The organism is Zobellella denitrificans (genome assembly GCF_002407485.1).
Taxonomy (GTDB): domain Bacteria; phylum Pseudomonadota; class Gammaproteobacteria; order Enterobacterales; family Aeromonadaceae; genus Oceanimonas; species Oceanimonas denitrificans.
On the sequence record NZ_CP012621.1, the window covers coordinates 1,064,402 to 1,088,920 of the forward strand.

The following is a 24,519-nucleotide window of genomic DNA, read 5'->3' on the forward strand; positions in this document are numbered from 1 at the left end:
TAAAAGGATCTGGTCGATGACCCACGAGAGTTACCTGTCCGCCTGGCAACAGAGCCAGGAACTGGCAGAGTCCATGCAGCCCCTGATCGGCAAACTGTACCGCAACCAGGGCGTCGAGACCTGCGTCTATGCCCGCCCCCTGCTGAACGCCTCTACCATTGACATTCTCAAGGCTCACCGTGTGGTGCGTCGCCACGAAGGCCAGGTGCTGCCTGTCGCCCAGAGCTATCCGGTGCTCAAGGCCCTGAGCGAGCTGGATCTGGCCCCGGCCAGCATCGACCTGGGCAAGCTGGCGGTGCGTTACTGGAAAGATCACCAGGACGAGTCCGGCCTGGCCGATTTCCTGCAGCGCGAACTGGCACCGGCCCTCGGGGCCGAGCACAACGCCAAGCCCACCGACGTGGTACTGTACGGCTTTGGCCGCATCGGCCGCCTGCTGGCCCGCCTGCTGATCGAGCGTGCCGGCAGCAACAACGGCCTGCGCCTGCGCGGCATCGTGGTGCGTGGCTCCGGCGACGATCTGGAAAAACGCGCCAGCCTGCTGCGCCGTGATTCCGTGCACGGTCCTTTCAACGGCTCCATCGAAGTGGATGCCGAAAACAACGCCATCATCGCCAACGGCACCTACATCCAGGTGATCTACGCCAACAGCCCGGAGGAGATCGACTACACCCAGTACGGCATCCACGATGCCCTGGTGGTCGACAACACCGGCAAGTGGCGCGACGAGGCCGGCCTGGGCCTGCACCTCAAGGCCAAGGGTGCCGCCAAGGTGCTGCTGACCGCGCCGGGCAAGGGCGATATCAAGAACATCGTGTTCGGGGTGAACGACAGCATGATCGAAGCGGATGACCGCATCATGTCCGCCGCCTCCTGCACCACCAACGCCATCACCCCGGTACTGAAGGCGGTGAACGACGCCTACGGCGTGAAGAACGGCCACGTGGAAACCGTGCACTCCTACACCAACGACCAGAACCTGATCGACAACTACCACAAGGGTGACCGTCGCGGCCGCAGCGCGGCGCTGAACATGGTGCTGACCAGCACCGGCGCCGCCAAGGCGGTGGCCAAGGCGCTGCCCGAACTGAAAGGCAAGCTGACCGGCAACGCCATCCGGGTGCCCACCCCCAACGTGTCCATGGCGGTGCTGAACCTGAACCTGGAAAAGGCCACCACGGTCGAGGAACTGAACGACTACCTGCGTCAGGTGTCCCTGGACTCGCCCCTGCACAACCAGATCGACTTCAGCACCAGCAGCGAGCTGGTGTCCAGCGACATGGTCGGCTCCCGCTTCGCCGGCATCGTCGACTCCCTGGCGACCATCGTCGAGGGTGATCGTGCCGTGCTCTACGTCTGGTACGACAACGAGTTCGGCTACAGCTGCCAGGTGGTACGCGTGATGCAGAAGATGGCCGGTATCGAGCTGATGGATCTGCCCGCCTGATCGGCGGCTGGCAGGCAACATCGTTGAACAAGGGGCGGCCAGCGGCTGCCCCTTTTGTATTTGTGGTGGTAGAGTGAAGGCCGCCAACAGAGGAGAAATGCCCATGTCATCTTTTCAGCAAGCCATCGCCGCCATGCCGAGGGAAGTCTATGAACGCCTGAAGACGGCGGTGGAGCTCGGCAAATGGCCCGACGGCTCGGTGCTGAGCCCCGAGCAGAAGGACACCACCATGCAGGCGGTGCTGGCCTGGCAGGCGATGCACAACGACAACCCCGAGCACATGACCATCGGCAAGGGGGGCGAGCTGGTGATGAAGAGCAAGTCCGAGCTGCGCCGCCAGTTCCGCGACGAGGCCGAGATCACCCGCCAGAAGCTGAACTGAGCCTGGCTTCTTGATGCTGTTTTCCAAAAACCCGGGCCCGGCCCGGGTTTTTGCGTTTCCGGTCCTGGCCGAAATTTTTCTTGTACATGCTTGATCGTTTTGTACAACTACCGCTATGGTATAGGCATGGTTGTACAAGAGAGATATTTATGTACAAGTTTGACCCCGGCGTGATCCGGATCGGCGTCAGCGGCTGCCTGGTCGGGCAGCAGGTGCGTTTCGACGGCGGCCACAAGCGTTCCGACTTCTGCACCGAAGAGCTGGCCCGTTTCGTCGAGTTCGTGCCCCTCTGTCCGGAAATGGCCATCGGCCTGGGTGCGCCCAGGCCCAGTATCCGCCTGGTCAACCAGGCGGGAGAGGTGCGGGCCCTGACCGCCCGGGGGGAGGATCTGACCGAGCGGCTGCAGGCCTACGGCCGCGACATGGCCGTCCGGCTCGGGGGAGTGAGCGGCTACATCCTCTGCGCCAAGTCGCCCAGCTGCGGCATGGAGCGGGTACGGGTCTACCACGACAGCGGCAAGGGCAACGCCAAGGAAGGCATCGGCCTCTATGCCGCCGAGCTGATGCGGGCCCTGCCCTTGCTGCCCCTGGAGGAAGACGGCCGGCTCCAGGATCCCGTGCTGCGGGAAAACTTCGTGACCCGCATCTACGCCTTTCACGACTGGCAGTGCCTGCTGCACCGGGGGCTGACGCCGTCGCGGCTGATCGCCTTTCACAGCCGCTACAAGTACCTGCTGATGGCCCACCACCGCGACAGCTACCAGGCCCTGGGGCTGTTGCTGTCGGATCTGTCCGGCGGGGTCGGGCAGAAGGCCGACGCCTACATCGCCGGCATGATGACGGCCCTGGCCCGGCGGGCCAGCCGGCGCGGGCACACCAATGTGCTGCAGCACCTGCAGGGCTATTTCAAGCATCAGCTCAACTCCCGCCAGCGCCAGGCGCTGGCCCGCACCATCCATCAGTACCGGGAGGGCGAGTTGCCCCTGCTGGCGCCCATCACCCTGTTCCGCCACTACCTGGAAGAACATCCCAACGACTACCTGCGCCAGCAGGTCTATCTCAACCCCCATCCGGAGGCATTGCGGCTGCGCTATGGCATCTGATCCCAAGTATCCGATCCGGGAGGTGTCCCGCCTCACCGGCATCAACCCCGTTACCCTGCGCGCCTGGCAACGCCGTTACGGCCTGCTCAAGCCGGCGCGCACCGACAAGGGCCACCGGCTCTATTCCGAGGACGACATCGCCCTGATCCGCCAGATCCTGCACTGGCTGGAGCAGGGCGTCAGCATCGGCCAGGTCAAGGGGCTGCTGGCCAGCCCGGCGCCGGTGGCGGAAGGCTCCAACTGGGAGCAGGCCCAGGCCCGGTTGCTGGCCGCCGCCCAGGAGCTCAACCTGGGCCGGCTGGAGGCCGAGCTGGTCGAGCTGACCAGCCTCTATCCGGCGGAGCTGCTGCTGCGCCGGGTGATAGAGCCCTGGTTGCAGACCCTGGCCGGCCAGGCGCGTCCGGACGCCGGCCTTATCGAGCAGAGTGCCCGTGCCCTGCTGCTGCGGCTCTGCTACCAGTTGCTGACCATCAAGACCGGGCCGCGCATCGCCCTGGCCCGGGCCGGGCAGGTGGGGGAGCTGCACGCTGCCCTGGCCCAGTTCGAGCTGCAGGGGCTGGAATGCCGCAGCCTGGATCTGGGCGTGCTCGATGCCCAGGCCCTGCCCCTGGCCATGGAGCGGCTGAAGAGCCCGGTGCTGGTGGTGCTGCTCGGGGCCGGCCTGACCCAGGGCTGGTTCCGGGAGGCCCAGGCGCACCTGCCTGAGGCGTGTTTTTTCGTGGGCGAGCTGGGGGAGCTTTACCGGCAACAGGGCTGGCTGGCGCGGCCCTATGCCGCGAGCCTGAGTGACATTGTGAGGAAGCATGATGCGGCATTTGGTCTGGTTCAGAACTGATCTGCGGCTGGCCGACAACCCGGCCCTGTACGAGGCGACGGCGGGTGGCGCCCGGGTGGAGGCGGTCTATGTGGACTGCCCGGAGCAGTGGCGCCGGCATGGCAACGCTCCCATCCAGCGGGACTTTCTGCGCCGCAACCTGCAGCAGCTGGCCGAGGGGCTGGCGGTGCTCGGTATTCCCTTTACCTTGCTGCGCACCGACCGCTTCGACCAGGTACCGGCGCTGCTGGCCGAGTGGAGCGCCGCCCGGGGCATTGATGCCCTCTACGCCAACCGGGACATCGGCATCAACGAGCGCCGGCGCGACCAGGCGGTACAGCAGGCCCTGGGCTTCCCCTGCCGGGTGTTCAACGGCGACTGTGTGGTCAGCCACGGCAGCCTGACCACCCGGGGCGGCGACATGTACCGGGTGTTCACCCCCTTTGCCAAGGCCTGGCTGGGGCGGTTGCGCGGCAGCGGCTACCGGCTGCTGCCGGCACCGCCCCGCCAGGGAGAGGCGCTGCCCCCGGCCCCCATCCAGCTGGAGGGCGAACTCGTTGCCAGCGAGGCCTGGCCGGCGGGGGAGGCGGCCGCTTCCCGCCGGCTCACCGCCTTTTGCCGGGAGCAGCTGCGCCATTATGGCGAGCGGCGCGACTACCCGGCCCTGGCGGCCACCAGCAGCCTGTCGCCCTACCTGGCCTTGGGGGTGCTGTCTCCCAACCAGTGCCTGGCCGCCATCGAGGCGGAGCTGGGCTCCCTGCCCCTGAGCCGGGGCGAGCGGGGCTTCAGCTGGCTGAACGAGCTGATCTGGCGCGAGTTCTACCGGCATTTGCTGGTGGTCTTTCCCGCCCTGTCCATGCACCGGGCCTTCAAGCCGGAAACCGAGGCCCTGCGGTGGGACAACGACGAACAGCGGTTCGGGCTCTGGTGCCGGGGCCAGACCGGCTACCCCATCGTGGACGCCGCCATGCGCTGCCTGCACGACACCGGCTGGATGCACAACCGGCTGCGCATGATAGTGGCGAGCTTCCTCACCAAGGATCTGCACATCGACTGGCGCTGGGGCGAGGCCTGGTTCATGTCCCGGCTGATCGACGGCGAGCTGGCCGCCAACAACGGCGGCTGGCAGTGGGCGGCGGGCACCGGTGCCGATGCCGCCCCCTATTTCCGGGTGTTCAACCCCACCACCCAGGGCGAGCGTTTCGACCCGGACGGCGACTTTATCCGCCGCTGGGTGCCGGAGCTGGCCGAGGTGCCCGCCGGCGCCATCCACGCGCCCCATGACTGGCTGGCGCGGCACCACCCCGGCCATGGCTATCCGCCCCCGGTGGTGGATCACGGCCGGGCCCGGCTGCGGGCCATCGCCATGTTCGACGCCCTCAAAGAGCGGGAGGCGCCATGAGCCCGGCCCTGTCCGCCTTCTGCGAGCTGTATCGGCGGCTCGGCCCGGACGGGCTGGCGGGCCTGCGCCAGGTCTACGCCGAGGAGGTGCATTTTTGCGATCCGGCCCACGATCTCCACGGCCTGGAGGCCCTGGTCGATTATTTCGCCGGGCTCTTTACCCATGTCGGCCAATGCCGGTTCGACATCGAACAGGTGATGGAACAGCAGGGCGAGGCCTTCGTGCGCTGGCAGATGGTCTTCAGCCACCCCCGGCTGAACGGCGGCCGGGCCGTGCAGGTGCCCGGGGTCAGCCACCTGCGCTTCGGCGAGCGGGTGCATTACCACAGGGACTATTTCGATCTCGGTGCCCTGCTCTACGAGCAGGTGCCGGTGCTGGGCGCGCTGATCCGCGCCCTCAAGCGGAGGCTGGCCTCATGAAACGCGTACTTATCACCGGGGCCGGCTCCGGCATCGGCCTGCAACTGGCCCGGGACTATGCCGCCGACGGCTGGCGGGTGCTGGCCTGTGGCCGGGACCGGAGCCGGCTGGAGCAGGCCCTGGAAGGCGTCGAGGCCGAGCTGTGCCTGTTCGACATGGAAAACCGGGAGCAGGCGGCGCGGGTGCTGTCCGCCCAGGACGAACTGGATCTGGTCATCCTCAACGCCGGCGGCTGCGAGTACATCGACGATGCCCTGCATTTCGATGCCGCCCTGTTCGAGCGGGTGATCCGCACCAACCTCATCGGCACCGCCAACTGCCTGGCGCCCTTGCTGGCACGGATCAAGCCGGGCGGCCGGCTGGCCCTGATGAGTTCCTCGGTCACCTGGCTGCCCCTGACCCGGGCCGAGGCCTACGGCGCCTCCAAGGCGGGGCTGGATTACCTGGCCCGTAGCCTGGCCCTGGATCTGGCTCGCCACCAGATAGGGGTGAGTCTGATCCGCCCCGGCTTCGTCGACACCCCCCTGACCCGCAAGAACGACTTTCCCATGCCCGGACGCATCGAGGTGGGGCAGGCGAGCCGCGCCATCCGTCGCGGCCTGGCCCGGGGACGGGCCGAGATCGGTTTTCCCTTTTTCTTTGTGCAGGCCCTGCGCCTGCTGTCCTGGCTGCCGCGCGGACTCTGGCTGCGGCTGGCACGCCGAACCCCGAGGAGCACGACATGAGCAAGATGGCCATCATCGGCAGTGGCATTTCCGGCCTGACCTGCGCCTGGCTGCTGGGCCGGCGCCATGAGATCACCCTGTTCGAGGCCAACGACTACCTGGGCGGCCACACCGCCACCGTGGACGTGGAGCTGGGCGGTCGCCATCATGCGGTGGACACCGGTTTTATCGTGTTCAACGACAGAACCTATCCCCGCTTCCGGCAACTGCTGGCGCAGACCGGGGTGCGGGCCAGGCCCACCGAGATGAGTTTCAGCGTGCACCAGGCCGGCACCGGGCTGGAGTACAACGGCCATACCCTGAACACCCTGTTCGCCCAGCGCCGCAACCTGCTCAGCCCGCGCTTCCATGGCTTCCTGGCCGAGATAGTGCGCTTCAACCTGCTGTGCAAGCGGGTGCTGAAGGCCGGCACCCTGGACGACGAGCACAGCCTGGGCGATTTCCTGCAACGGCATGGCTTCTCCGATTTCTTCGCCGGCCACTATATCCTGCCCATGGTGGCGGCCATCTGGTCGTCTTCCCTGGCCGACAGCCGGGATTTTCCCCTGGCCTTTTTCCTGCGCTTTTTCAACCACCACGGCCTGCTCAACCTGGTGGACCGGCCCCAGTGGTATGTGATCGAGGGCGGCTCGCGCAGTTACATTCCGGCACTGACCGCCTCGCTCCGGGATATCCGCCTCAACAGCCCGGTGCTGGGCATCCGGCGGCAGGCGGACGGGGTGCGCATCCACAGCCGTGCGGGGGAGGAAACATTCGACCAGGTGATCCTCGCCTGCCATGCGGATCAGGCCCTGGGGCTGCTGAGCGACGCCAGCGAGGCCGAGCGGCAGGTGCTGGGCGGCCTGCCCTACCGGGACAACGAGGTGGTGCTGCACACCGACACCCGGCTGCTGCCCCGGGAGCCGCGGGCCTGGGCCAGTTGGAACTACTGGCTGGACGGCGGCGAGGAGGCGCTGCCGTCGGTGACCTACAACATGAACATACTGCAGGGGCTGCAGGCGGCCGAGACCCTGTGCGTCACCCTCAACCGCAGCCGGGACATCGATCCCGCCCGTATCCTGCGCCGCTTTACCTATGCTCATCCGGTCTACCACCGGGAGGCCATCCGCGCCCAGGGACGGCGCGGCGAGATCTGCGGCCGCGACCGCACCCATTTCTGCGGCGCCTACTGGTACAACGGCTTCCATGAAGACGGGGTGCGCAGCGCGCTGGACGTCTGCGCCCGCTTCGGGGAGGCGCTATGAGCCTGCACAGTGCCATCTACCAGGGCCTGGTGCGCCACCGTCGCTACCGCCCCAGCGAGCACGGTTTCAGTTACGGCCTCTACATGCTGGCGCTGGATCTGGACGAGCTGGAACGGCTCGACCGGGAGAGCCGGCTGTTCGGCTGCGAACGCTTCGCCCCCCTGAGCTTTCGCCGCCGGGACTACCTGGGCGATCCGGCCGTGCCGCTGAAGGAGGCGGTGCTGATGGAAGTGGCCGGCCTGGGCGGCGATACCCTCGGGCTCGATCGGGTGGTGATGCTTGGCCAGGTACGCTGCTTCGGGCTGTATTTCAGTCCGGTCAACTTCTTCTTCTGTTACCGGGGCGGGCAGGCCCGCTACCTGCTGGCGGAGGTGCGCAACACCCCCTGGCGGGAACGCCATTGCTACCTGGTGGATCTGGCCCGGCCCGCGCCTTCCGACAAGGTGTTTCACGTCTCGCCCTTTATGGGCCTGGCGATGCAGTACCACTGGTGCATCCAGCCGCCCGGCCGGCGGGTACTGATCCATATCGAGAACCGGGACCCGGCCCTGCTGTTCGACGCCACCCTGGCCCTGCGCCGGCATCCTTTCGATGGCGCGGCCCTGAAGGCGGCACTGCGGCAATGGCCGGTGGTGACGCTGACCATAGTGCGCGGCATTTACTGGCAGGCGCTGCGCCTGCTGGTGAAGCGCGTTCCCTATCATCCCCATCCCTGAAGGAAGCCTTATGGAAACGACCCTGAGCATATCGGAACCCCGTCGGCTGGAGCGCTGGGCCCGCCGGCTGGCGTTTTCCCTGCTGTCCGGCCTGGAAGGGGGCGGACTGACCGTGCTGGATGGCGAGGACAGATTCGAGTTTGGTGATCGCCATGCGGCGTTGCAGGCCTGCATCCGGGTATTCGATCCCCGTTTTTACCGCCGGCTGATGACGGGCGGCAGCATAGGGGCGGCGGAATCCTGGGTGGAGGGGGGCTGGCACAGCCCGGATCTGACCGCCCTGGTGCGCCTGTTTGCCCGCAACCTCCAGGTGCTCGACCGGCTGGAGCGGCGCCTGGGCTGGCTTACCGCGCCCTGGCAGCGGCTGCGGCACCGGCGCAACCGCAATTCCAGGAGCGGCAGCCGGGCCAATATCGCCGCCCACTACGATCTGGGCAACGACATGTACCAGCTGTTCCTGGATCCCCTGATGCAGTATTCCTCGGCGGTGTTTCCCGCGCCGGGCGCCAGCCTGGAGCAGGCCCAGGAGCACAAGCTCAGGCTGATCTGCGAGCGGCTGGAACTGAAGGAATCCGATCACCTGCTGGAGATCGGCACCGGCTGGGGCGGGCTGGCCTGCTTTGCCGCCAGGCACTACGGCTGCCGGGTGACCACCACCACCCTGTCCCGGGCCCAGCTCGAACATGCCCGGGCGCGGGTGGCGCGGGAGGGCCTGGCGGAGCGGGTGACCCTGTTGCTCGAGGACTACCGGGATCTGCAAGGCCGCTACGACAAGCTGGTGTCGGTGGAGATGATAGAGGCGGTGGGACACCAGTACCTGCCCGGCTATTTCCGTACCCTGGACCGGCTGCTCAAGCCCGATGGCCGCCTGCTGATCCAGGCCATCACCATCACCGATCAGCGCTACGATCAGTATCGCAAGAGCGTGGACTTTATCCAGCGCTACATCTTTCCCGGCGGCTGCCTGCCTTCGGTCAGCGAGATGTGCCGGCACCTGAAGGAGCAGACCGGGATGACGCTGACCCGGCTGCACGACTACGGCCTGCACTATGCCGAGACCCTGAACATCTGGGCCGAGCGCTTCCGCCAGGCGGAGGCGCGGCTCAAGGCGCTGGGCTATGGCCAGGACTTCCAGCGGCTCTGGGCCTTCTACTTCGCCTATTGCGAGGGCGGATTTCGCGAGGGCAGCATCGGCCTGGTGCATTTCGAGGCGGCCAAAGCGGGAGCGCGGACATGTCCAGATGGCAGTGGATCCAGCTGCTAGCCTTCGAGGGCTTCTGGCTGTTGGCGGTGGCCGGACAGAACCGCTGGCTGGCGCCGGTCGTCCTGTTGCTGCTGGTGCATTTCGTGTTCACGCCCAGCCGCCGGGCCGACAGCCGGGTGCTCTCGCTGGCGCTGTTGGGGCTGGCGGTCGATGGCGTCCTGGCCTGGGCCGGGGTGTTCGCCTTCGACCATCCGCCCTGGTGGCTGGCGTTGTTGTGGGCCGGCTTCGTGCTGACCCTGGGCCACAGCCTGGTCTGGCTGCGTGGCTTTGCCCCCTGGCTGCTGGCGCTGACCGGCGCCCTGGCCGGGGCCTCTTCCTATCTCGCCGGCTGGCGGCTGGGGGCGGTGCAACTGCCGCTCGGTTTCTGGGTCAGCGCCCTGGTGCTGGCGCTGGTGTGGGCGGCCTTGCTGCCGCTGCTGGTGCGCCTGGACCGGCGTTTAAGGAGTGACTGAAGATGAAAAAGTGGTTATCGATACTGATGTTGCTGGCGGCCCCCGTCTGGGCCAGCCCGGTGGCGGATCTGACCCTGGTGGGGGAAGGCAAGATGCGCTGGTTGTTCTGGGATCTCTACCAGGCCCGCTTTTACAGCGACGATGGCCGTTACCGGCCCGGTGATTTTCCCCAGGCCCTGGCCCTGCGTTACCAGCGGGACATCAGGCAGGAAGACTTGTTGAACGCCACCGTCGAGGAGTGGCGCCGGCTGGGAGTGGACTGGAAGCCGGAATGGCCGCAACAGCTGGGCCGGCTCTGGCCCTCGGTGCGCAGGCAGGACGAACTGGTATTGCGGGTGGAGGCGGACGGGGTCAGCCGCTTCTATTTCAACTGGCGGCTGCTGGGCGAGATAGCGGATCCGGACTTCGCCCCCGCCTTTCTGGCCATCTGGCTGTCGCCGGACAGCCGGGATCCGGCCCTGACCCGGAAACTCAAGGGGAGCTGAAATGAAGTCAATGATACTGGCGGTAAGCCTGCTGCTGATGTCGTGCAGCACTGATATCAACGACTACGAGGCCTCCAGCCCGGCCCTGGCGCTGGACCGCTTCTTCGAGGGCGAGCTGGTCGCCTACGGCATGGTGCAGGACAGGACGGGCAAGGTGTTGCGCCGTTTCAAGGTGGACATGGTCGGCCACTGGGAGGGCAACCGGGGGGTGCTGGAGGAAGACTTCTTCTACGATGACGGCGAAACCCAGCGCCGGGTCTGGTATCTGGAAAAGGGGCCGGACGGCCGCTACAGCGGCACCGCCGCCGATGTGGTCAGGCCCGCCTCGGGCCAGACCCGGGGTTATGCCCTCAACTGGCGTTATACCCTGGCGGTGCCGGTGGACGGCAGGGTCTGGCACCTCGACTTCAACGACTGGATGTACCTGCTCGATGAAGACCGGCTGATCAACAGGGCCGTGATGAGCAAGTGGGGCTTCAGGGTCGGCGAGGTCACCCTCTGGATAGAGCGCCGGGGAGGCTAGAACTCCGGGGCCGAAATCTCGTCGAGGGACAGGGAAAAGCTGGGCACGAAGACCTCGAGAAAATAGCGGATCTCCTGGTTCATCCGTTGCTCCAGCATGGCGGTGAGCCGCTTTCTGGCCGGGGCGAACTCCCGGTTGCCGGCGGTCAGCTCCTCCTCGCACTTGAGCAGGGCGCAGAGGATGTCCGCCGCCTTGACCAACTGGCCGTAGTCGTCATCCGGCGGGCTGCTGAGCAGGGGAGCGTAGGCGCCCTGCAGCTCGGCGGGCAGCATCTTCAGCAGGGTGGCCTCGGCGTTCTTTTCGATGTCCTTGTAGGCCCGGGCGATGTCCTCGTTGAAATACTTCACCGGAGTGGGCAGATCGCCGGTCAGCACCTCGCTGGCGTCGTGGAAGAGGGCGCGCATGGCGGCCTGGGCCGGATCCAGGGCGCCGCCGAACAGGGTGTTGCGGATCACCGCCAGGGCGTGGGCCACCATGGCCACCTGCAGGCTGTGTTCGGCCACGTTTTCCGGCTCGACGTTACGCATCAGCGGCCAGCGCTGGATCAGTTTCATGCGCGCCATATGGGCGAAGAAGTGGCTGCGGTTCATGGGCTTGCCTGTGTCGTTGCGGGGCGATGCCGTTATAATGGCACTAACCGACCCCAATGGAGAAGAGAATGGACAAGCAAACCCAAACCGAGCTGGAAGCCGCCGCCTTCCGCGCCCTGCTGGCGCACCTGGACAAGCGCAAGGACGTGCAGAACATCGATCTGATGAACCTGGCCGGCTTTTGTCGCAACTGCCTGAGCAAGTGGTACCTGGCCGCCGCCGAAGAGCGCGGTCTGGAGATGGACTACGACCAGGCCCGGGAACGGGTGTACGGCATGCCCTACGAGGAGTGGAAAGCCAAATACCAGCAGGAGGCCACGCCCGAGCAGAAGGCGGCCTTTGAGAAGAGCCACAAATAAAGCCGTAAGCGGTCAGCTTTAAGCTGTAAGCCTGACTCTTAGTCACAAGTCCGGCTGTCTGATTTGACGCAGATAAGAGGCAACAGGGCCAGCTCCGCCGACACGCTGTGAATACATCCCTGTACGCTCGCACCTGCCGAATGTCGCGGAAACCGCCGTATCATCGCTTCGCGATGCTGGCGGCGGTGCAAGGCGCTTCGCGCCCCCTGGCAGGTGACGGTCGGCGGAGGCCATCCCTGTTGCCTCTATCCAGCCCCGACGCTGCCTTAAGGCGGTGCCAACAGGCGGCTGCGAGGCAATAGAGAGGACAAAGGGCACAGCTCCGCCGGCCCTCCGCGCCAGGGAGGGCGCGGCGGAGCCCCCAGGGAGGGGTTTACGGCGTGCCGGAGGAGCTGTGCGCGTTGGCCGATGTTTTGCTTGATCAAAAGTCAACAAAAACTTGTGACCAAGAGTCAGGCTGTAAGCAGCCCGGTTTTGTCTGCAGGTACGGCGTTGTACCTGCAGATTTAATACTTCGTTATTCCGCTACAGAATCAAGTTCAGCATGACGGACTCGGAACCCATTCTGCAAACAACGCCTCATTAATCAGCGCGGCTGAGAACCTTCAGCCGCCACCACTTACAGCTGACAGCTTCAAGCTCCCCGAAGGGCCCGTTACTTGAACACCACCGTCTTGTTGCCGTAGACGAAGACCTTTTCTTCCAGCACCAGGTTGAGCGCACGGCTCAGCACCGACTTTTCCACGTCCCGGCCGGCCTTGGCCATGTCCTGGGCGGAGAAGGTGTGGTTCACGTGGGTCACGTCCTGCTCGATGATGGGGCCTTCGTCCAGATCGTCGGTGACGAAGTGGGCGGTGGCGCCGATCATCTTCACGCCGCGCTCATAGGCCTGGCGGTAGGGGCTGGCGCCGACGAAGGCGGGGAGGAAGGAGTGATGGATATTGATGAGGCGCTGGCGGTAGCGGGCCACGAACTCGGGGCTCAGGATGCGCATGTATTTGGCCAGCACCACGTAGTCCGGCTGGTAGCGGTCGATGATGTCCGCCAGCCGCTGCTCGTGTTCGGCCCGGTTCAGCCCCTCGTGGGACACGGTGTGGTAGGGAATGTCGAACTTTTCGGTCAGGCTGGCCAGGGTGTCGTAGTTGCCCACCACGGCGGCGATATCGATGTTCATGGCGCCGGCATAGTTCTTCATCAGAATGTCGCCCAGGCAGTGCGCTTCCTTGGTCACCAGTATCACCACCCGCTTGCTGCCGGCCGGCACCAGCCGGCGCTGGCTGCCCTGGGGCAGGGCGTCGTCCAGATCGGCCTGCAGGGTATGATCGTTGAAGATGCCTTCCAGCTCGGTGCGCATGAAGAAATGGCCGTTGTCGTAGTCCACGAATTCATCGTTGCGGATAATGTTGAGCTGGTGCTTGTAGCAGATGTTGGTGATCTTGGAGATCAGCCCCTTGGCGTCGGGACAATGAGTCAGCAGTATTTTTCGTTCCATTATGGTCTTGTCGGTGTTGAGGGTGATGAGAATTGGTCGAGTCAGCGCCGGCCACAGCACTGTTTGTATTTTTTGCCGCTGTCGCAGGGGCAGGGCTGGTTGGGGCCGATTTTGGGCGGGTTGAACTGGCCGGAGTGATAGACCCAGCGGCCCTGGTGGCGCAGGAAGCGGGAGCGCTCGTGCAGCAGCACCACCCGGCCGGCGTCCCGGTAGCGCACCCTGAACTCCACCTCGCCTTCCTCGTCGACGGGGGTGCCCCGGGCAAAGACGATGGCAAGGCCCAGCCAGTCGGTGTCCAGCCCGGTTTGGGCCAGTTCGCCGGCGGTCAGTCCGCCCAGGGTATCCGGGTGCCAGCTCTGCACCAGGTAGTCACCCAGGCCCAGCCGGTAGGCGCTGTAGCGGGAGCGCATCAGGGCCAGCGGAGTCGGCGCCGGGGCGCCCCGCAGCAGGGGCTCGCAGCAGAGGCTGAACGGCTGTTGGCTGTCGCAATGGCAAAGCATGGCTATGGACCCGCAAGTCAAAGAAACTCAGTATGCCATGGGGGGAGGGGATGCGAAAAATAAAAAACGGCTCCGAGGAGCCGTTTTCGAATCCCGTCAGAGCAGGAATTACTCGATGATCTCTACCTGGATGGTGGCCTGGGCCTTGGCATCCACGCGGCGGTCGCGCTGACGCTCGGCTTCGGTCACGCCTTCGGCCAGTTCGCTGCCGTACCAGGCGGTCTGGATGTTCTGGGCGGCCACGCCGCGCTGGATCAGGTAATCCTTGGCGGCCATGGCGCGGCGCTCGGACAGGCGACGGTTGTACTCGGCGGTACCCAGACGGTCGGCATAACCGGCCAGTTCAACCTGGTAGTCGGGGTTCTGCTGGGCAAAACGGGCGACTTCGTCCAGGGTCGCGCGGGACTCGGCGGACAGATCGGACTTGTCGAAAGCGAAGTAGATGGAGCCGTCGGCGGTCACGGTACGGGTTTCGTAGGTGACTTCGGGCTGGGGCTGGGGAGCGACCGGAGCGACCGGAGCCGGGGCGGGAGTGCCGCGGTTCGGGTGCAGCACCAGTTCCAGCATGACGTTGTTGACGTCGGTTTCAAAACCGTTCTTGGACAGGTCGCCCATGTCTTCGATGCGGCGGTAACGGGCCTGTACATCCACCAGATCGGAAACGCGGTAGGTCAGACCCAGGCCGGCCAGGGGGGAGACGCCACGGTCACCGTGGGCAGTGTCAACATCCCAACCCAGGGCACCCAGCTCGCCGAACACGGAAAACTGGTTGTTCAGGGGCAGACGACCGATAGCGGACAGGTTCAGTGCCTTGGCATCGGCGTCACCACCAAAGTGATTGAAGCCCAGCTCGGCGCCAAAGTACTGGTTGAAGTTGTAACCACCGAACATGGTGACCGCTTCGGCATCTTCATCGGCGTCAGCGATGTGGCTGTCGATGTCTTCATAGTTGGCGTAACCGGCGCCGGCACCCAGATACCAGTCGTTGGCCTGTACGGCGGAAGAGATGCCGGCGGTTGCCAGCGCGATAGAAATCAGAGAAGGAGCCACTGTCTTTTTCATTTTGTCTTCCTCATTTTATGAGAACTCGGCGGTGCCGAAATAAAGGTAACACCGGTCAACAGGACCAGTGCTGTGCGGGAAGTCCTTTGATATTTTAGTTGTTTAGGGACTGTCCGGCAGGACTCCAATATCCCAATAAGTGTACCCGCACGACACCAAGATTAGCGGTTTTTGACCTGCCTCACAAGCTGGGCGGCAGGTGGCCGGGCTAAATTTGTCGCAGCTTTTGCATTTCGGGTGAGCAGAGTGCGGCCGAGATAGGGTCTTATATGAGTCTTTTCTAAAATTATTTTTGTCAAAGATTGACCAGTTCATAACGAGTCTCTTCACCGGTGTTAAACTAATATAAAGTTGTACCGGTTGTTATCGGGAATTGTCGATAGGAGTAGCAAGGTTATGAATCCTGACACCAGTCTGGTCGGAAAAAAAATCCGGCAAATCCGCGAGGCGATGGGGCTCAGCCGTCCCAAGTTCGCTGAGCTGCTCCAGGTACCTCCCACTACCCTCAAGAATTACGAACTGGGTTATCGGGAAGTAGGAGGGGCTTTTCTGGTCGCCCTGGCCCAGCATCCCGAACTGCACAAGTTCACCCTCTGGCTGCTGTCGGACAAGACGATGGAGAGCGCCGGCCAGGTAAGCCCCGAACAGGACCTCTGAAGGCAGTGCCGAGCAGGCTGCCCTCCAGGCCTGCTTTGTGCTAAAAGAGCGGACCTGATCCATTGTCCGTAAATGAGGTTGTCACCGTGCGTTCAATTGTTGCCCTTCTAGTATGTGGTGCCCTGTTGGGTTGCGCCCAGTCGCCCACCGGGCGCAGCCAGGTGCTGCTGTTTTCCGAGAATGACATGGCCAGGCTGGGAGAGTCGTCTTTTGCCCAGATCAAGGAGCAGGAAAAGGTCAGCGGCAACCGGGCCGATACCGCCTATGTGCAGTGCATCAGTAACCAGCTGGTGGCCGAGCTGCCGCCCGTTTTCGGCCAGCACCAATGGGAAGTGGTGGTGTTCGACTCCCCCCAGATCAACGCTTTCGCCTTGCCCGGCGGCAAGATCGGAGTGTATAGCGGCCTGCTCAAGGTGGCCAGGGATCAGGATCAGGTGGCGGCAGTGGTCGGCCACGAAATCGCCCATGTCCTGGCCCGCCACAGCAACGAGCGGGTATCACGCACCCAGCTCAGCAACCTCGGGCTGAGTGCCGCCGACATGGCCCTGGGCCAGTCCGGCCTGCGCGAGCCGGCCATGGCCGCCCTGGGCCTGGGAGTACAGGTGGGTTACCTGCTGCCCTATGGGCGCGAGCAGGAAAGCGAGGCCGATCGGCTGGGACTGGAGCTGATGGCCAGGGCCGGTTTCGATCCCCAGGCTTCCATCGCGCTCTGGCGCAATATGTCGGCTGCGTCCTCCGGGCAGCAACCGCCGGAACTGCTGTCTACCCACCCCTCCCACGGTACCCGGACCCAGGAATTGAATGCAGCCATGCCCAATGCCCTGGCCCTGTACCAGCAGGCCAGGGCCCAGGGCAAGACCCCGGCCTGCCGCCGCTAGGGAGCGTCATGTATTACGGTTTCGACATCGGCGGCAGCAAGGTGGTATTCGCCGTCTTCGATGAGTCCCTGAACGAGCGGGAGCGCGCCTTGCATCCTACCCCGCACCAGGATTACCCGGCATTTCTGCGACTGCTGTCTTCCCTGGTATCGGCGGCGGACAGCCGCTGGCAGGGCGTGGGCAGCGTCGGCGTCGGCTTTCCCGGTATTCTCGATGGGGAAGGGCGCCTGCTGGCACCCAATGTGCCGGTGATCCACGGCCGTGATCTGGGCGGGGACCTGCAGCGCCTGTTGGGGCGTCCGGTCCAGGCGGACAACGACGCCAACTGCTTTCTGTTGTCCGAATATCACCAGGGCGCGGTGGCCGGGACCGAGCTGGCCCTGGGGCTGACCCTGGGCACCGGGGTCGGCGGCGCCCTTATCCACCGGGGGCGCCTGGTCAACAGCCGTCGCGGCGGCAGCGGCGAGTTCGGCCACGGCGGCATTCCGGCAACGCTGCTCCGGCGCCATCCCGAGCTGCCGCTGTTCGCCTGCGGCTGCGGCCTGCAGGGCTGTCTCGAGACCTATGTATCCGGCACCGGCCTGAGCCGGCTCTATGGCCATTGCAGCGGGCGAGAGCTGCCCGGCAAGGCGGTGATTGAGGCCTGGCGGCAGGGGGAGGCCACGGCCCGGCGCTGTGTTTCCCTGTACCTGGATATCCTCGCCGCCGGCCTGGGGATCCTGATGACCCAGCTCGATCCGGACGCCGTGGTGATCGGTGGCGGCCTCGGGGAATCCTCCTGGCTCTACCGGGAACTCGGCCCGCGCCTGCCGGCCTGGCTGATGGCGGGCGTCAAGCCGGCGCCGGTGCGGCCGCCGGCCTTCGGCGGTGCCGGCGGCGTGCGGGGTGCCGCATTATTGGCCAGGCACGTCGCCTTGCCATTTAGCTGACCGGCTTATTTTGTTAGCATGGCTTTTTTGTACCCAAACAGAGGGAATGGCATGTCGTCATATGAGACAGTAGAGCAGAAGGCCAGCTACGGTATCGGTCGTCAAATCGGTGATCAACTGAGCCAGCAATCATTCGAAGGGCTGGATGTGTCCGCCGTACAGCAAGGCCTGGCCGACGCCCTCGGCGGGGTGGAGTTCGCCGTGTCCCGCGAGGACATCAACGGTGCCTTCCAGGTGATCACCCAGCGCATGCAGGAGCAGCAGTCCGCCCAGTTTGCCAAGGCCAGGGAAGAAGAAGCGGCTTTCTTCGCCACCAACGGCGAGCGTGCCGAAGTAGAGCAGACCGCCTCCGGCCTGCAGTACGAAGTGCTGGCCCAGGGCGAGGGCGCCAAGCCCGCCGCCACCGACACCGTACGCGTGCACTACCACGGCACCTTTATCGACGGCTCCGTGTTCGACAGCTCGGTACTGCGTGGCGAGCCGGCCCAGTTCCCGGTCAACGGCGTGATCAAGGGCTGGGTCGAAGCCCTGCAACTGATGCCGGTCGGCTCCAAGTGGAAGTTGTACGTGCCCCATCACCTGGCCTACGGCGAACAGGGTGCCGGCTCCATCCCGCCCTGCTCCACCCTGGTGTTCGAAGTCGAGTTGCTCGACATCGCCTGATAGCAAAAACCGGCAGCCGCCGGTTTTTTTACGCCCGCGCCGGGGCAAACGGAAAATTTGCAAGCGGGCGCTTATCTGGCAAACTCCGGGCTATTCTTGTTAATCGCATACTTTAAGGAAACAACAGCATGACAAATCCGGTTCGCATCGCCGTCGCCGGCTGTAACGGACGCATGGGCAAGGTACTGGTGGAGTCCGTAACCAATACCGAAGGCGTTACCCTGGCCGCCGCCATCGAGCATGCGGGCTCCAGCGTACTGGGCGTGGATGCGGGTGAGCTGGCCAATGTGGGCCGTTTGGGGGTAATGGTTAGCGCCGATCTGGCAAGGGTGATCGACCAGGTCGATGTCATCATCGACTTTACCCGCCCGGAGGCGACCCTGGCCAATATCGCCCTGGCCCGCCAGCATGGCAAGCGGCTGGTGATCGGCACCACCGGCTTCGATGAGGCGCAGAAGGCCGAGATCCACGTCGCCGCCGCCGACACCGCCATGGTGATGGCGTCCAACTACAGTGTCGGGGTCAACCTGGTGTTCAAGCTGCTGGAGCAGGCGGCCAGGGTGATGGGAGACTACACCGATATCGAGATTGTGGAAGCCCATCACCGCTTCAAGGTGGATGCGCCGTCGGGCACCGCGCTCAGCATGGGCGAGGTGATTGCCGACACCCTGGGACGGGATCTGAAGCAGTGCGCCGTCTATGGCCGGGAAGGCATCACCGGCGAGCGGGATCGCAACACCATCGGCTTCGCCACCGTGCGGGCCGGCGACATCGTGGGCGAACATACCGCCATGTTCGTGGACATCGGCGAGCGGGTGGAGATCACCCACAAGGCGTCCAACCGCCTGACCTTTGCCAATGGCGCCGTACGGGCCGCCGCCTGGATCGCCGGCCAGCAACCGGGCCTGTACGACATGCAGGACGTGCTCAACCTGAAATAAGTTGTCCCTTATGCAGCCCGGCAAGCCGGGAGCAGTGCTTCCTGCCGGGTTGCCGGGCCTGGATTTGGGGTATTATTTTGATGTGAAATTTTGCAAGGTGTTGTTATATAAGAAGTAGTTGAACAATTCTTTGATTCTTCAAGGTGTTGACCAAGAAACAGGAGCAATGCCCCATTTTTTGTTGCCAGTGAATCCATTCTGCGTTTTTAAGCGATTTTTTTGTCTTTTCATTCTTGATTTGACGGTGGCCCGGCCGCCGGCGGCGCTCGCCGCCAAAAAAGTTTGTCGAAAACGGCGCTTTTATATAAAATACGCAGAATTTGCCCAGTATTAGCCGAGATGCAGTAAAATTTTTTTGTCTGCAGCTCGGGACAGCCAGGTAAATTGTTGATTTATAAGAATTAACTTGGAGGTTGTCTTGACTCACTCAGCGCTGCTCGTATTGGAAGATGGCTCGGTCTTCCGCGGTACAGCCATCGGTGCCGACGGTTGTTCCGTAGGTGAAGTGGTATTCAATACGTCGATGACGGGATACCAGGAAATCCTTACCGACCCGTCCTATTCCCGCCAGATCGTTACGCTTACTTATCCTCATATAGGCAATACCGGCACTAACGCCGAAGATGAAGAGTCCGATCGGGTCCATGCCCAGGGATTGATCATCCGCGATCTCCCCCTCGTCGCCTCCAACTTCCGCAACCAGCGTTCCCTGTCCGACTACCTCAAGGCCCATAACATAGTGGGTATTGCCGATATCGATACCCGCAAGCTGACCCGACTCCTGCGCGAGAAAGGCGCCCAGGCCGGTTGCATCATCGCCGGCCCCGAGCTGGACGAAGCCCGCGCCCTGGCCGAAGCCAAGGCGTTTCCCGGCCTCAAGGGCATGGATCTCGCCAAGGAAGTGACCACCCGCGAGCCCTATCCCTGGCGTGAAGGCAGCTGGACCCTGGGCCAGGGCCACAGCCAGCCGGCCGAGAGCGAGCTGCCCTACCACGTGGTGGCCTACGACTACGGCGTCAAGCGCAATATCCTGCGCATGCTGGTCGACCGCGGCTGCCGCCTGACCGTGGTGCCGGCCCAGACATCGGCCGCCGAGGTGCTGGCCATGAAGCCGGACGGCATCTTCCTGTCCAACGGTCCCGGCGATCCCGAGCCCTGCGATTACGCCATCAGTGCCATCAAGACCTTCCTCGAGACCGATATTCCGGTGTTCGGCATCTGCCTGGGCCACCAGCTGCTCGGCCTGGCCAGCGGTGCCAAGACCGTGAAGATGAAGTTCGGCCACCACGGTGCCAACCACCCGGTCAAGGATCTGGACAAGGGCGTGGTGATGATCACCAGCCAGAACCACGGCTTCGCGGTGGACGAAGACACCCTGCCGGCCCATGTGCGGGTGACCCACAAGTCGCTGTTCGACGGCTCCCTGCAGGGGATCCACCGCACCGACAGGCCGGCGTTCAGCTTCCAGGGCCACCCCGAAGCGAGCCCGGGTCCGCACGAAGCCGCCGACCTGTTCGACCATTTTATCGATTTGATTAAGCAGTACCGCGCGTAATTAGGAGTAGGGAAGAGTCATGCCAAAACGTACAGACATACAGAGCATTCTGATCCTGGGCGCTGGCCCCATCGTGATCGGTCAGGCCTGTGAATTCGACTACTCCGGCGCCCAGGCCTGCAAGGCCCTGCGGGAAGAAGGCTACCGCGTCATCCTGGTCAACTCCAACCCGGCCACCATCATGACCGATCCGGAGATGGCCGACGCCACCTACATCGAACCCATCCACTGGGAAGTGGTGCGTCGCATCATCGAGAAGGAGCGCCCCGACGCGGTGCTGCCCACCATGGGTGGCCAGACCGCGCTCAACTGCGCCCTGGAGCTGGAAAAGCACGGCGTACTGGCCGAGTTCGGAGTGGAGATGATCGGCGCCACCGCCGACGCCATCGACAAGGCGGAAGACCGTTACCGCTTCGATCAGGCGATGAAGAGCATCGGCCTGGAGTGCCCCCGCGCCGGCATCGCCCACAACATGGAAGAAGCCTACGGGGTGCTGGATCAGGTGGGCTTCCCCTGCATCATCCGCCCCAGCTTCACCATGGGCGGTACCGGCGGCGGTATCGCCTACAACCGGGAAGAGTTCGAGGAGATCTGTACCCGCGGCCTGGATCTGTCGCCCACCAATGAGCTGCTCATCGACGAGTCCCTGATCGGCTGGAAAGAGTACGAGATGGAAGTGGTGCGGGATCGCAACGACAACTGCATCATCGTCTGCGCCATCGAGAACTTCGACGCCATGGGCGTGCACACCGGCGACTCCATCACCGTTGCGCCGGCCCAGACCCTGACCGACAAGGAATACCAGCTGATGCGCAACGCCTCCATGGCGGTATTGCGCGAGATCGGGGTGGAAACCGGCGGCTCCAACGTCCAGTTCGGCATCAATCCCAAGGATGGCCGCATGGTCATCATCGAGATGAACCCGCGGGTGTCCCGCTCCTCCGCCCTGGCCTCCAAGGCCACCGGCTTCCCCATCGCCAAGGTGGCGGCCAAGCTGGCCATCGGCTACACCCTGGACGAGCTGCAGAACGACATCACCGGCGGCCTGACCCCGGCTTCGTTCGAGCCGGCCATCGACTACGTGGTCACCAAGGTGCCGCGCTTCAACTTCGAGAAGTTCGCCGGCGCCAACGACCGCCTGACCACCCAGATGAAGTCGGTGGGCGAGGTGATGGCCATCGGCCGCAACTTCCAGGAGTCGGTGCAGAAAGCCCTGCGTGGCCTGGAGACCGGCATGCACGGTTTCGATCCCATCGTCGACCTGAACGATCCCGAGAGCCTGGCCCGCATCCGCCACGAGCTGCAGGAGCCCGGCGCCGAGCGGATCTGGTACATCGCCGATGCCTTCCGGGCCGGCATGAGCGTGGACGGCGTGTTCAAGCTGACCAATGTCGACCGCTGGTTCCTGGTGCAGATCGAAGAGCTGATCAAGCTGGAAGAGCAGGTCAAGGAAGGCGGGTTTGCCGGCCTGACCCCCGAATTCCTGCGGGCGCTCAAGCGCAAGGGCTTTGCCGATGCGCGTCTGGGCAAGCTGCTGGGCGTGAGCGAGGGCGAGGTGCGCAAGCTGCGCCACCGCCACGAGATCTTCCCGGTGTACAAGCGGGTGGACACCTGCGCCGCCGAGTTCGCCACCAATACCGCCTACATGTACTCCAGTTACGACGAGGAGTGCGAGGCCAACCCCACCGACAAGGACAAGATCATCGTCCTGGGGGGCGGCCCCAACCGCATCGGCCAGGGCATCGAGTTCGACTACTGCTGCGTGCACGCGGCCCTGGCCCTGCGCGAGGACGGGTTCGAGACCATCATGGTCAACTGCAACCCGGAAACCGTGTCCACCGACTACGACACCTCTGACCGCCTCTACTTCGAGCCAGTGACCCTGGAGGACGTGCTGGAAATCGTGCGGGTCGAGCAGCCCAAGGGCGTGATCGTCCAGTATGGCGGCCAGACCCCGCTGAAACTGGCCCGCGCCCTGGAAGCCGCCGGTGTGCCGGTGATCGGCACCAGCCCGGACGCCATCGACCGGGCCGAGGACCGGGAACGGTTCCAGCAGGCGGTGGAGCGTCTGGGCCTCAAGCAGCCCCAGAACGCCACCGTGACCGCCCTGGAGCAGGCCGTGTCCCTGGCCGAGAAAATCGGCTACCCGCTGGTGGTGCGCCCCTCTTACGTGCTGGGCGGCCGGGCCATGGAAATCGTCTACGACGAGCAGGATCTGCGCCGTTACTTCAACGAGGCGGTGAGTGTGTCCAACGAGTCGCCGGTGCTGCTGGATCGCTTCCTGGATGATGCCACCGAGGTGGACATCGACGCCATCTGCGACGGCAAGGACGTGGTCATCGGCGGCATCATGGAGCACATCGAACAGGCCGGCGTGCACTCCGGCGACTCCGGCTGCTCCCTACCGCCCTACACCCTCTCCAAGGCGATCCAGGACGAGATGCGCGAACAGGTGCGCAAGCTGGCCCTGGAGCTGGGGGTGGTCGGCCTGATGAACGTGCAGTTCGCGGTCAAGGGCAACGACATCTACCTCATCGAGGTGAACCCGCGCGCGGCCCGTACCGTGCCCTTCGTGTCCAAGGCCACCGGTGTGCCGCTGGCCAAGGTGGCGGCCCGGGTGATGGCCGGCAGGTCCCTGGCCGAGCAGGGCGTGACCAAAGAGATCATCCCGCCCTACTACTCGGTCAAGGAAGTGGTGCTGCCGTTCAACAAGTTCCCGGGCGTGGATCCGCTGCTGGGGCCGGAAATGCGCTCCACCGGCGAGGTGATGGGCGTGGGCGAGACCTTCGCCGAGGCCTTCGGCAAGGCCCATCTGGGCGCCGGCAAGGCGGTGCCGAAGGAAGGCCGCGCCCTGCTGTCGGTTCGCCACAGCGATAAGCAGCGGGTGGTCGACCTGGCCGCCAGCCTGCTGGAAGCCGGCTACCAGCTGGACGCCACCCACGGCACCGCCGTGGTGCTGGGCGAAGCCAACATCAACCCGCGGCTGGTGAACAAGGTGCATGAAGGTCGTCCGCACATTCTGGATCGGATCAAGAACAACGAGTACAGCTATATCGTGAACACCGCCGAGGGCCGCCAGGCCATCGAGGATTCTCGCCAGCTGCGCCGGGGTGCCCTGAGCCAGAAGGTGTCCTACACCACCACCCTGAACGGGGCCTTCGCCACCGTCATGGCCATGGCCCACGACGCCACCGCCTCGGTGATTTCGGTTCAGGAAATGCACGAGCGGGTGGCCAACGGCAAGTAAGCCGGCGGTCTCTCTGATCGGAAATGGAAAAGGCGCCTGCGGGCGCCTTTTTGCTGCTGTATAAAATTTATCCAAAGATATTGGCGATAGTGTTTGACGCCACCCCGCGACTCCCGTAGAGTGCACTCCAGCAAGATTTTCAAGTCAGCGCGGCCTTTGTATATTGTTGGTTCCTTTGCGGTTCTTCAGTCACCAAGCTTCCCTTATTTGATTGTTGTTGCGTTACCGAGCCGAGCATGGCTCATCATTGAAATAAATAAAGGTAAGATAAAATGGCTAACGGCACCGTAAAATGGTTCAACGAAGCAAAAGGTTTTGGTTTCATCACTCCGGCTGACGGCAGCAAGGATTTGTTCGCCCATTTCTCCGAAATCGTCGGCAGTGGTTTCAAGACCCTGGCCGAAGGCCAGCAGGTCTCCTACACCCCGTCCCAGGGTGCCAAGGGCCCGCAGGCGTCCCAAATCCAGGTTCTGTAATTATCTTCGGATAATACCGGAACATAAAAAACCCGCTGCGGCGGGTTTTTTTGTACCCCTAACCGGGACAGAGAGGCGGTTACTGGTGCGAACGGTGCTGGACAGACTGGATCACAGCACATCCATGATGCCAGCTTCCAGCTTCCAGCTTCCAGCTTCCAGCTTCCAGCTTCCAGCTTCCAGCTTCCAGCTTC

At 64.2% G+C, this 24,519-nt stretch carries 26 protein-coding genes; 22 read left to right on the forward strand and 4 right to left on the reverse strand.

Annotated features, from left to right (window positions below; all coding sequences use genetic code 11):
* Nucleotides 1-16 precede the first annotated feature (16 nt).
* From AN401_RS05140 to AN401_RS05200, 13 genes are all read left to right on the forward strand, one after another.
* On the forward strand, nucleotides 17-1,447 hold the full coding sequence (locus AN401_RS05140) for a glyceraldehyde-3-phosphate dehydrogenase (protein WP_094038018.1): 1,431 nt from the start codon (nucleotides 17-19) through the stop codon (nucleotides 1,445-1,447).
* 103 nt (nucleotides 1,448-1,550) lie between these two features.
* Nucleotides 1,551-1,829: a YeaC family protein gene (locus tag AN401_RS05145; RefSeq protein WP_096778692.1), complete on the forward strand. Its 279-nt coding sequence runs from the start codon at nucleotides 1,551-1,553 to the stop codon at nucleotides 1,827-1,829.
* A 149-nt stretch (nucleotides 1,830-1,978) separates the two neighbouring features.
* Complete coding sequence (locus AN401_RS05150) at nucleotides 1,979-2,932, forward strand: YbgA family protein (RefSeq protein ID WP_094038020.1); 954 nt, start codon at nucleotides 1,979-1,981, stop codon at nucleotides 2,930-2,932.
* Entirely contained in the window at nucleotides 2,922-3,767 is an 846-nt protein-coding gene (locus AN401_RS05155; protein ID WP_096778693.1) for a MerR family transcriptional regulator, read from the forward strand. Before AN401_RS05150 ends, AN401_RS05155 begins: the two co-directional genes overlap by 11 nt.
* A complete protein-coding gene (phrB, locus tag AN401_RS05160; protein WP_096778694.1) occupies nucleotides 3,739-5,148 on the forward strand; it encodes a deoxyribodipyrimidine photo-lyase in 1,410 nt (469 codons plus the stop codon). Before AN401_RS05155 ends, phrB begins: the two co-directional genes overlap by 29 nt.
* On the forward strand, nucleotides 5,145-5,567 hold the full coding sequence (locus AN401_RS05165) for a nuclear transport factor 2 family protein (protein ID WP_094038023.1): 423 nt from the start codon (nucleotides 5,145-5,147) through the stop codon (nucleotides 5,565-5,567). Before phrB ends, AN401_RS05165 begins: the two co-directional genes overlap by 4 nt.
* Entirely contained in the window at nucleotides 5,564-6,292 is a 729-nt protein-coding gene (locus AN401_RS05170) for an SDR family NAD(P)-dependent oxidoreductase (protein WP_096778695.1), read from the forward strand. The genes AN401_RS05165 and AN401_RS05170 overlap by 4 nt, the downstream gene beginning before the upstream one ends.
* Nucleotides 6,289-7,536 carry an NAD(P)/FAD-dependent oxidoreductase gene (locus tag AN401_RS05175; RefSeq protein WP_096778696.1) on the forward strand — a complete coding sequence of 416 codons (1,248 nt, stop codon included), beginning with the start codon at nucleotides 6,289-6,291 and terminating at the stop codon, nucleotides 7,534-7,536. Before AN401_RS05170 ends, AN401_RS05175 begins: the two co-directional genes overlap by 4 nt.
* Nucleotides 7,533-8,252: a DUF1365 domain-containing protein gene (locus AN401_RS05180; RefSeq protein ID WP_096778697.1), complete on the forward strand. Its 720-nt coding sequence runs from the start codon at nucleotides 7,533-7,535 to the stop codon at nucleotides 8,250-8,252. The genes AN401_RS05175 and AN401_RS05180 overlap by 4 nt, the downstream gene beginning before the upstream one ends.
* A gap of 10 nt (nucleotides 8,253-8,262) precedes the next feature.
* The gene (locus AN401_RS05185; RefSeq protein ID WP_096778698.1) at nucleotides 8,263-9,516 is read left to right on the forward strand and encodes an SAM-dependent methyltransferase; all 1,254 of its coding nucleotides are present in this window, start codon (nucleotides 8,263-8,265) and stop codon (nucleotides 9,514-9,516) included.
* Entirely contained in the window at nucleotides 9,486-9,968 is a 483-nt protein-coding gene (locus AN401_RS05190; protein WP_094038028.1) for a DUF2878 domain-containing protein, read from the forward strand. Before AN401_RS05185 ends, AN401_RS05190 begins: the two co-directional genes overlap by 31 nt.
* 2 nt (nucleotides 9,969-9,970) lie before the next feature.
* Nucleotides 9,971-10,453: a chalcone isomerase family protein gene (locus AN401_RS05195; protein WP_094038029.1), complete on the forward strand. Its 483-nt coding sequence runs from the start codon at nucleotides 9,971-9,973 to the stop codon at nucleotides 10,451-10,453.
* 1 nt (nucleotide 10,454) lies between these two features.
* Nucleotides 10,455-10,976: a DUF3833 domain-containing protein gene (locus AN401_RS05200; RefSeq protein WP_094038030.1), complete on the forward strand. Its 522-nt coding sequence runs from the start codon at nucleotides 10,455-10,457 to the stop codon at nucleotides 10,974-10,976.
* Here the strand turns inward: AN401_RS05200 and yfbR are convergent.
* Nucleotides 10,973-11,566, reverse strand: a complete 594-nt coding sequence (gene yfbR / locus AN401_RS05205) for a 5'-deoxynucleotidase (RefSeq protein WP_096778699.1) — start codon at nucleotides 11,564-11,566, stop codon at nucleotides 10,973-10,975. The genes AN401_RS05200 and yfbR overlap by 4 nt on opposite strands.
* Before the next feature lie 68 nt (nucleotides 11,567-11,634).
* Between yfbR and AN401_RS05210 the strand changes: the two genes are divergently transcribed.
* Nucleotides 11,635-11,925 carry a DUF1244 domain-containing protein gene (locus AN401_RS05210; protein WP_094038032.1) on the forward strand — a complete coding sequence of 97 codons (291 nt, stop codon included), beginning with the start codon at nucleotides 11,635-11,637 and terminating at the stop codon, nucleotides 11,923-11,925.
* Nucleotides 11,926-12,580: 655 nt separating this feature from the next.
* Here the strand turns inward: AN401_RS05210 and purU are convergent.
* The 3 genes from purU to AN401_RS05225 form a co-directional block, all read right to left on the reverse strand.
* Nucleotides 12,581-13,417 carry a formyltetrahydrofolate deformylase gene (gene purU / locus AN401_RS05215; RefSeq protein ID WP_094038033.1) on the reverse strand — a complete coding sequence of 279 codons (837 nt, stop codon included), beginning with the start codon at nucleotides 13,415-13,417 and terminating at the stop codon, nucleotides 12,581-12,583.
* Nucleotides 13,418-13,458: 41 nt separating this feature from the next.
* On the reverse strand, nucleotides 13,459-13,917 hold the full coding sequence (locus AN401_RS05220; protein ID WP_096778700.1) for a YchJ family protein: 459 nt from the start codon (nucleotides 13,915-13,917) through the stop codon (nucleotides 13,459-13,461).
* Nucleotides 13,918-14,025: 108 nt separating this feature from the next.
* Nucleotides 14,026-14,979 (reverse strand): OmpA family protein, encoded by a 954-nt coding sequence (locus AN401_RS05225; RefSeq protein WP_096778701.1) that lies wholly within the window; start codon nucleotides 14,977-14,979, stop codon nucleotides 14,026-14,028.
* A 396-nt stretch (nucleotides 14,980-15,375) separates the two neighbouring features.
* On the opposite strand from AN401_RS05225, the gene AN401_RS05230 reads away from it, so the two are divergent.
* From AN401_RS05230 to AN401_RS05265, 8 genes are all read left to right on the forward strand, one after another.
* Entirely contained in the window at nucleotides 15,376-15,636 is a 261-nt protein-coding gene (locus tag AN401_RS05230) for a helix-turn-helix domain-containing protein (protein WP_094038036.1), read from the forward strand.
* A gap of 86 nt (nucleotides 15,637-15,722) precedes the next feature.
* Nucleotides 15,723-16,514 carry a M48 family metallopeptidase gene (locus AN401_RS05235; protein WP_232513391.1) on the forward strand — a complete coding sequence of 264 codons (792 nt, stop codon included), beginning with the start codon at nucleotides 15,723-15,725 and terminating at the stop codon, nucleotides 16,512-16,514.
* Between the two features lie 8 nt (nucleotides 16,515-16,522).
* Nucleotides 16,523-17,443: an ROK family protein gene (locus tag AN401_RS05240; RefSeq protein ID WP_096778702.1), complete on the forward strand. Its 921-nt coding sequence runs from the start codon at nucleotides 16,523-16,525 to the stop codon at nucleotides 17,441-17,443.
* A gap of 51 nt (nucleotides 17,444-17,494) precedes the next feature.
* Nucleotides 17,495-18,106 (forward strand): FKBP-type peptidyl-prolyl cis-trans isomerase, encoded by a 612-nt coding sequence (locus tag AN401_RS05245; RefSeq protein ID WP_094038038.1) that lies wholly within the window; start codon nucleotides 17,495-17,497, stop codon nucleotides 18,104-18,106.
* A 128-nt stretch (nucleotides 18,107-18,234) separates the two neighbouring features.
* Entirely contained in the window at nucleotides 18,235-19,047 is an 813-nt protein-coding gene (gene dapB / locus AN401_RS05250) for a 4-hydroxy-tetrahydrodipicolinate reductase (protein ID WP_096778703.1), read from the forward strand.
* Nucleotides 19,048-19,465: 418 nt separating this feature from the next.
* A complete protein-coding gene (gene carA, locus AN401_RS05255; RefSeq protein ID WP_096778704.1) occupies nucleotides 19,466-20,602 on the forward strand; it encodes a glutamine-hydrolyzing carbamoyl-phosphate synthase small subunit in 1,137 nt (378 codons plus the stop codon).
* Nucleotides 20,603-20,621: 19 nt separating this feature from the next.
* Nucleotides 20,622-23,849 (forward strand): carbamoyl-phosphate synthase large subunit, encoded by a 3,228-nt coding sequence (carB, locus tag AN401_RS05260; protein WP_094038041.1) that lies wholly within the window; start codon nucleotides 20,622-20,624, stop codon nucleotides 23,847-23,849.
* 272 nt (nucleotides 23,850-24,121) lie between these two features.
* Nucleotides 24,122-24,325: a cold-shock protein gene (locus AN401_RS05265; protein WP_094038042.1), complete on the forward strand. Its 204-nt coding sequence runs from the start codon at nucleotides 24,122-24,124 to the stop codon at nucleotides 24,323-24,325.
* Nucleotides 24,326-24,519 lie beyond the last annotated feature (194 nt).

What these genes read in the sequence shown, in the direction of transcription:
- dapB (WP_096778703.1), top strand. Translation starts at nt 18,235, where the DNA reads ATGACAAATCCGGTTCGCATCGCCGTCGCCGGCTGTAACGGACGCATG.
- AN401_RS05265 (WP_094038042.1), top strand. Translation starts at nt 24,122, where the DNA reads ATGGCTAACGGCACCGTAAAATGGTTCAACGAAGCAAAAGGTTTTGGT.
- AN401_RS05240 (WP_096778702.1), top strand. Translation starts at nt 16,523, where the DNA reads ATGTATTACGGTTTCGACATCGGCGGCAGCAAGGTGGTATTCGCCGTC.
- purU (WP_094038033.1), bottom strand. Translation starts at nt 13,417, where the DNA reads ATGGAACGAAAAATACTGCTGACTCATTGTCCCGACGCCAAGGGGCTG.
- AN401_RS05145 (WP_096778692.1), top strand. Translation starts at nt 1,551, where the DNA reads ATGTCATCTTTTCAGCAAGCCATCGCCGCCATGCCGAGGGAAGTCTAT.
- AN401_RS05165 (WP_094038023.1), top strand. Translation starts at nt 5,145, where the DNA reads ATGAGCCCGGCCCTGTCCGCCTTCTGCGAGCTGTATCGGCGGCTCGGC.
- AN401_RS05220 (WP_096778700.1), bottom strand. Translation starts at nt 13,917, where the DNA reads ATGCTTTGCCATTGCGACAGCCAACAGCCGTTCAGCCTCTGCTGCGAG.
- AN401_RS05225 (WP_096778701.1), bottom strand. Translation starts at nt 14,979, where the DNA reads ATGAAAAAGACAGTGGCTCCTTCTCTGATTTCTATCGCGCTGGCAACC.
- phrB (WP_096778694.1), top strand. Translation starts at nt 3,739, where the DNA reads ATGCGGCATTTGGTCTGGTTCAGAACTGATCTGCGGCTGGCCGACAAC.
- AN401_RS05190 (WP_094038028.1), top strand. Translation starts at nt 9,486, where the DNA reads ATGTCCAGATGGCAGTGGATCCAGCTGCTAGCCTTCGAGGGCTTCTGG.
- AN401_RS05210 (WP_094038032.1), top strand. Translation starts at nt 11,635, where the DNA reads ATGGACAAGCAAACCCAAACCGAGCTGGAAGCCGCCGCCTTCCGCGCC.
- AN401_RS05230 (WP_094038036.1), top strand. Translation starts at nt 15,376, where the DNA reads ATGAATCCTGACACCAGTCTGGTCGGAAAAAAAATCCGGCAAATCCGC.
- yfbR (WP_096778699.1), bottom strand. Translation starts at nt 11,566, where the DNA reads ATGAACCGCAGCCACTTCTTCGCCCATATGGCGCGCATGAAACTGATC.
- AN401_RS05170 (WP_096778695.1), top strand. Translation starts at nt 5,564, where the DNA reads ATGAAACGCGTACTTATCACCGGGGCCGGCTCCGGCATCGGCCTGCAA.
- AN401_RS05195 (WP_094038029.1), top strand. Translation starts at nt 9,971, where the DNA reads ATGAAAAAGTGGTTATCGATACTGATGTTGCTGGCGGCCCCCGTCTGG.
- AN401_RS05185 (WP_096778698.1), top strand. Translation starts at nt 8,263, where the DNA reads ATGGAAACGACCCTGAGCATATCGGAACCCCGTCGGCTGGAGCGCTGG.
- AN401_RS05180 (WP_096778697.1), top strand. Translation starts at nt 7,533, where the DNA reads ATGAGCCTGCACAGTGCCATCTACCAGGGCCTGGTGCGCCACCGTCGC.
- AN401_RS05200 (WP_094038030.1), top strand. Translation starts at nt 10,455, where the DNA reads ATGAAGTCAATGATACTGGCGGTAAGCCTGCTGCTGATGTCGTGCAGC.
- AN401_RS05155 (WP_096778693.1), top strand. Translation starts at nt 2,922, where the DNA reads ATGGCATCTGATCCCAAGTATCCGATCCGGGAGGTGTCCCGCCTCACC.
- carB (WP_094038041.1), top strand. Translation starts at nt 20,622, where the DNA reads ATGCCAAAACGTACAGACATACAGAGCATTCTGATCCTGGGCGCTGGC.
- AN401_RS05140 (WP_094038018.1), top strand. Translation starts at nt 17, where the DNA reads ATGACCCACGAGAGTTACCTGTCCGCCTGGCAACAGAGCCAGGAACTG.
- AN401_RS05175 (WP_096778696.1), top strand. Translation starts at nt 6,289, where the DNA reads ATGAGCAAGATGGCCATCATCGGCAGTGGCATTTCCGGCCTGACCTGC.
- AN401_RS05150 (WP_094038020.1), top strand. Translation starts at nt 1,979, where the DNA reads ATGTACAAGTTTGACCCCGGCGTGATCCGGATCGGCGTCAGCGGCTGC.
- AN401_RS05245 (WP_094038038.1), top strand. Translation starts at nt 17,495, where the DNA reads ATGTCGTCATATGAGACAGTAGAGCAGAAGGCCAGCTACGGTATCGGT.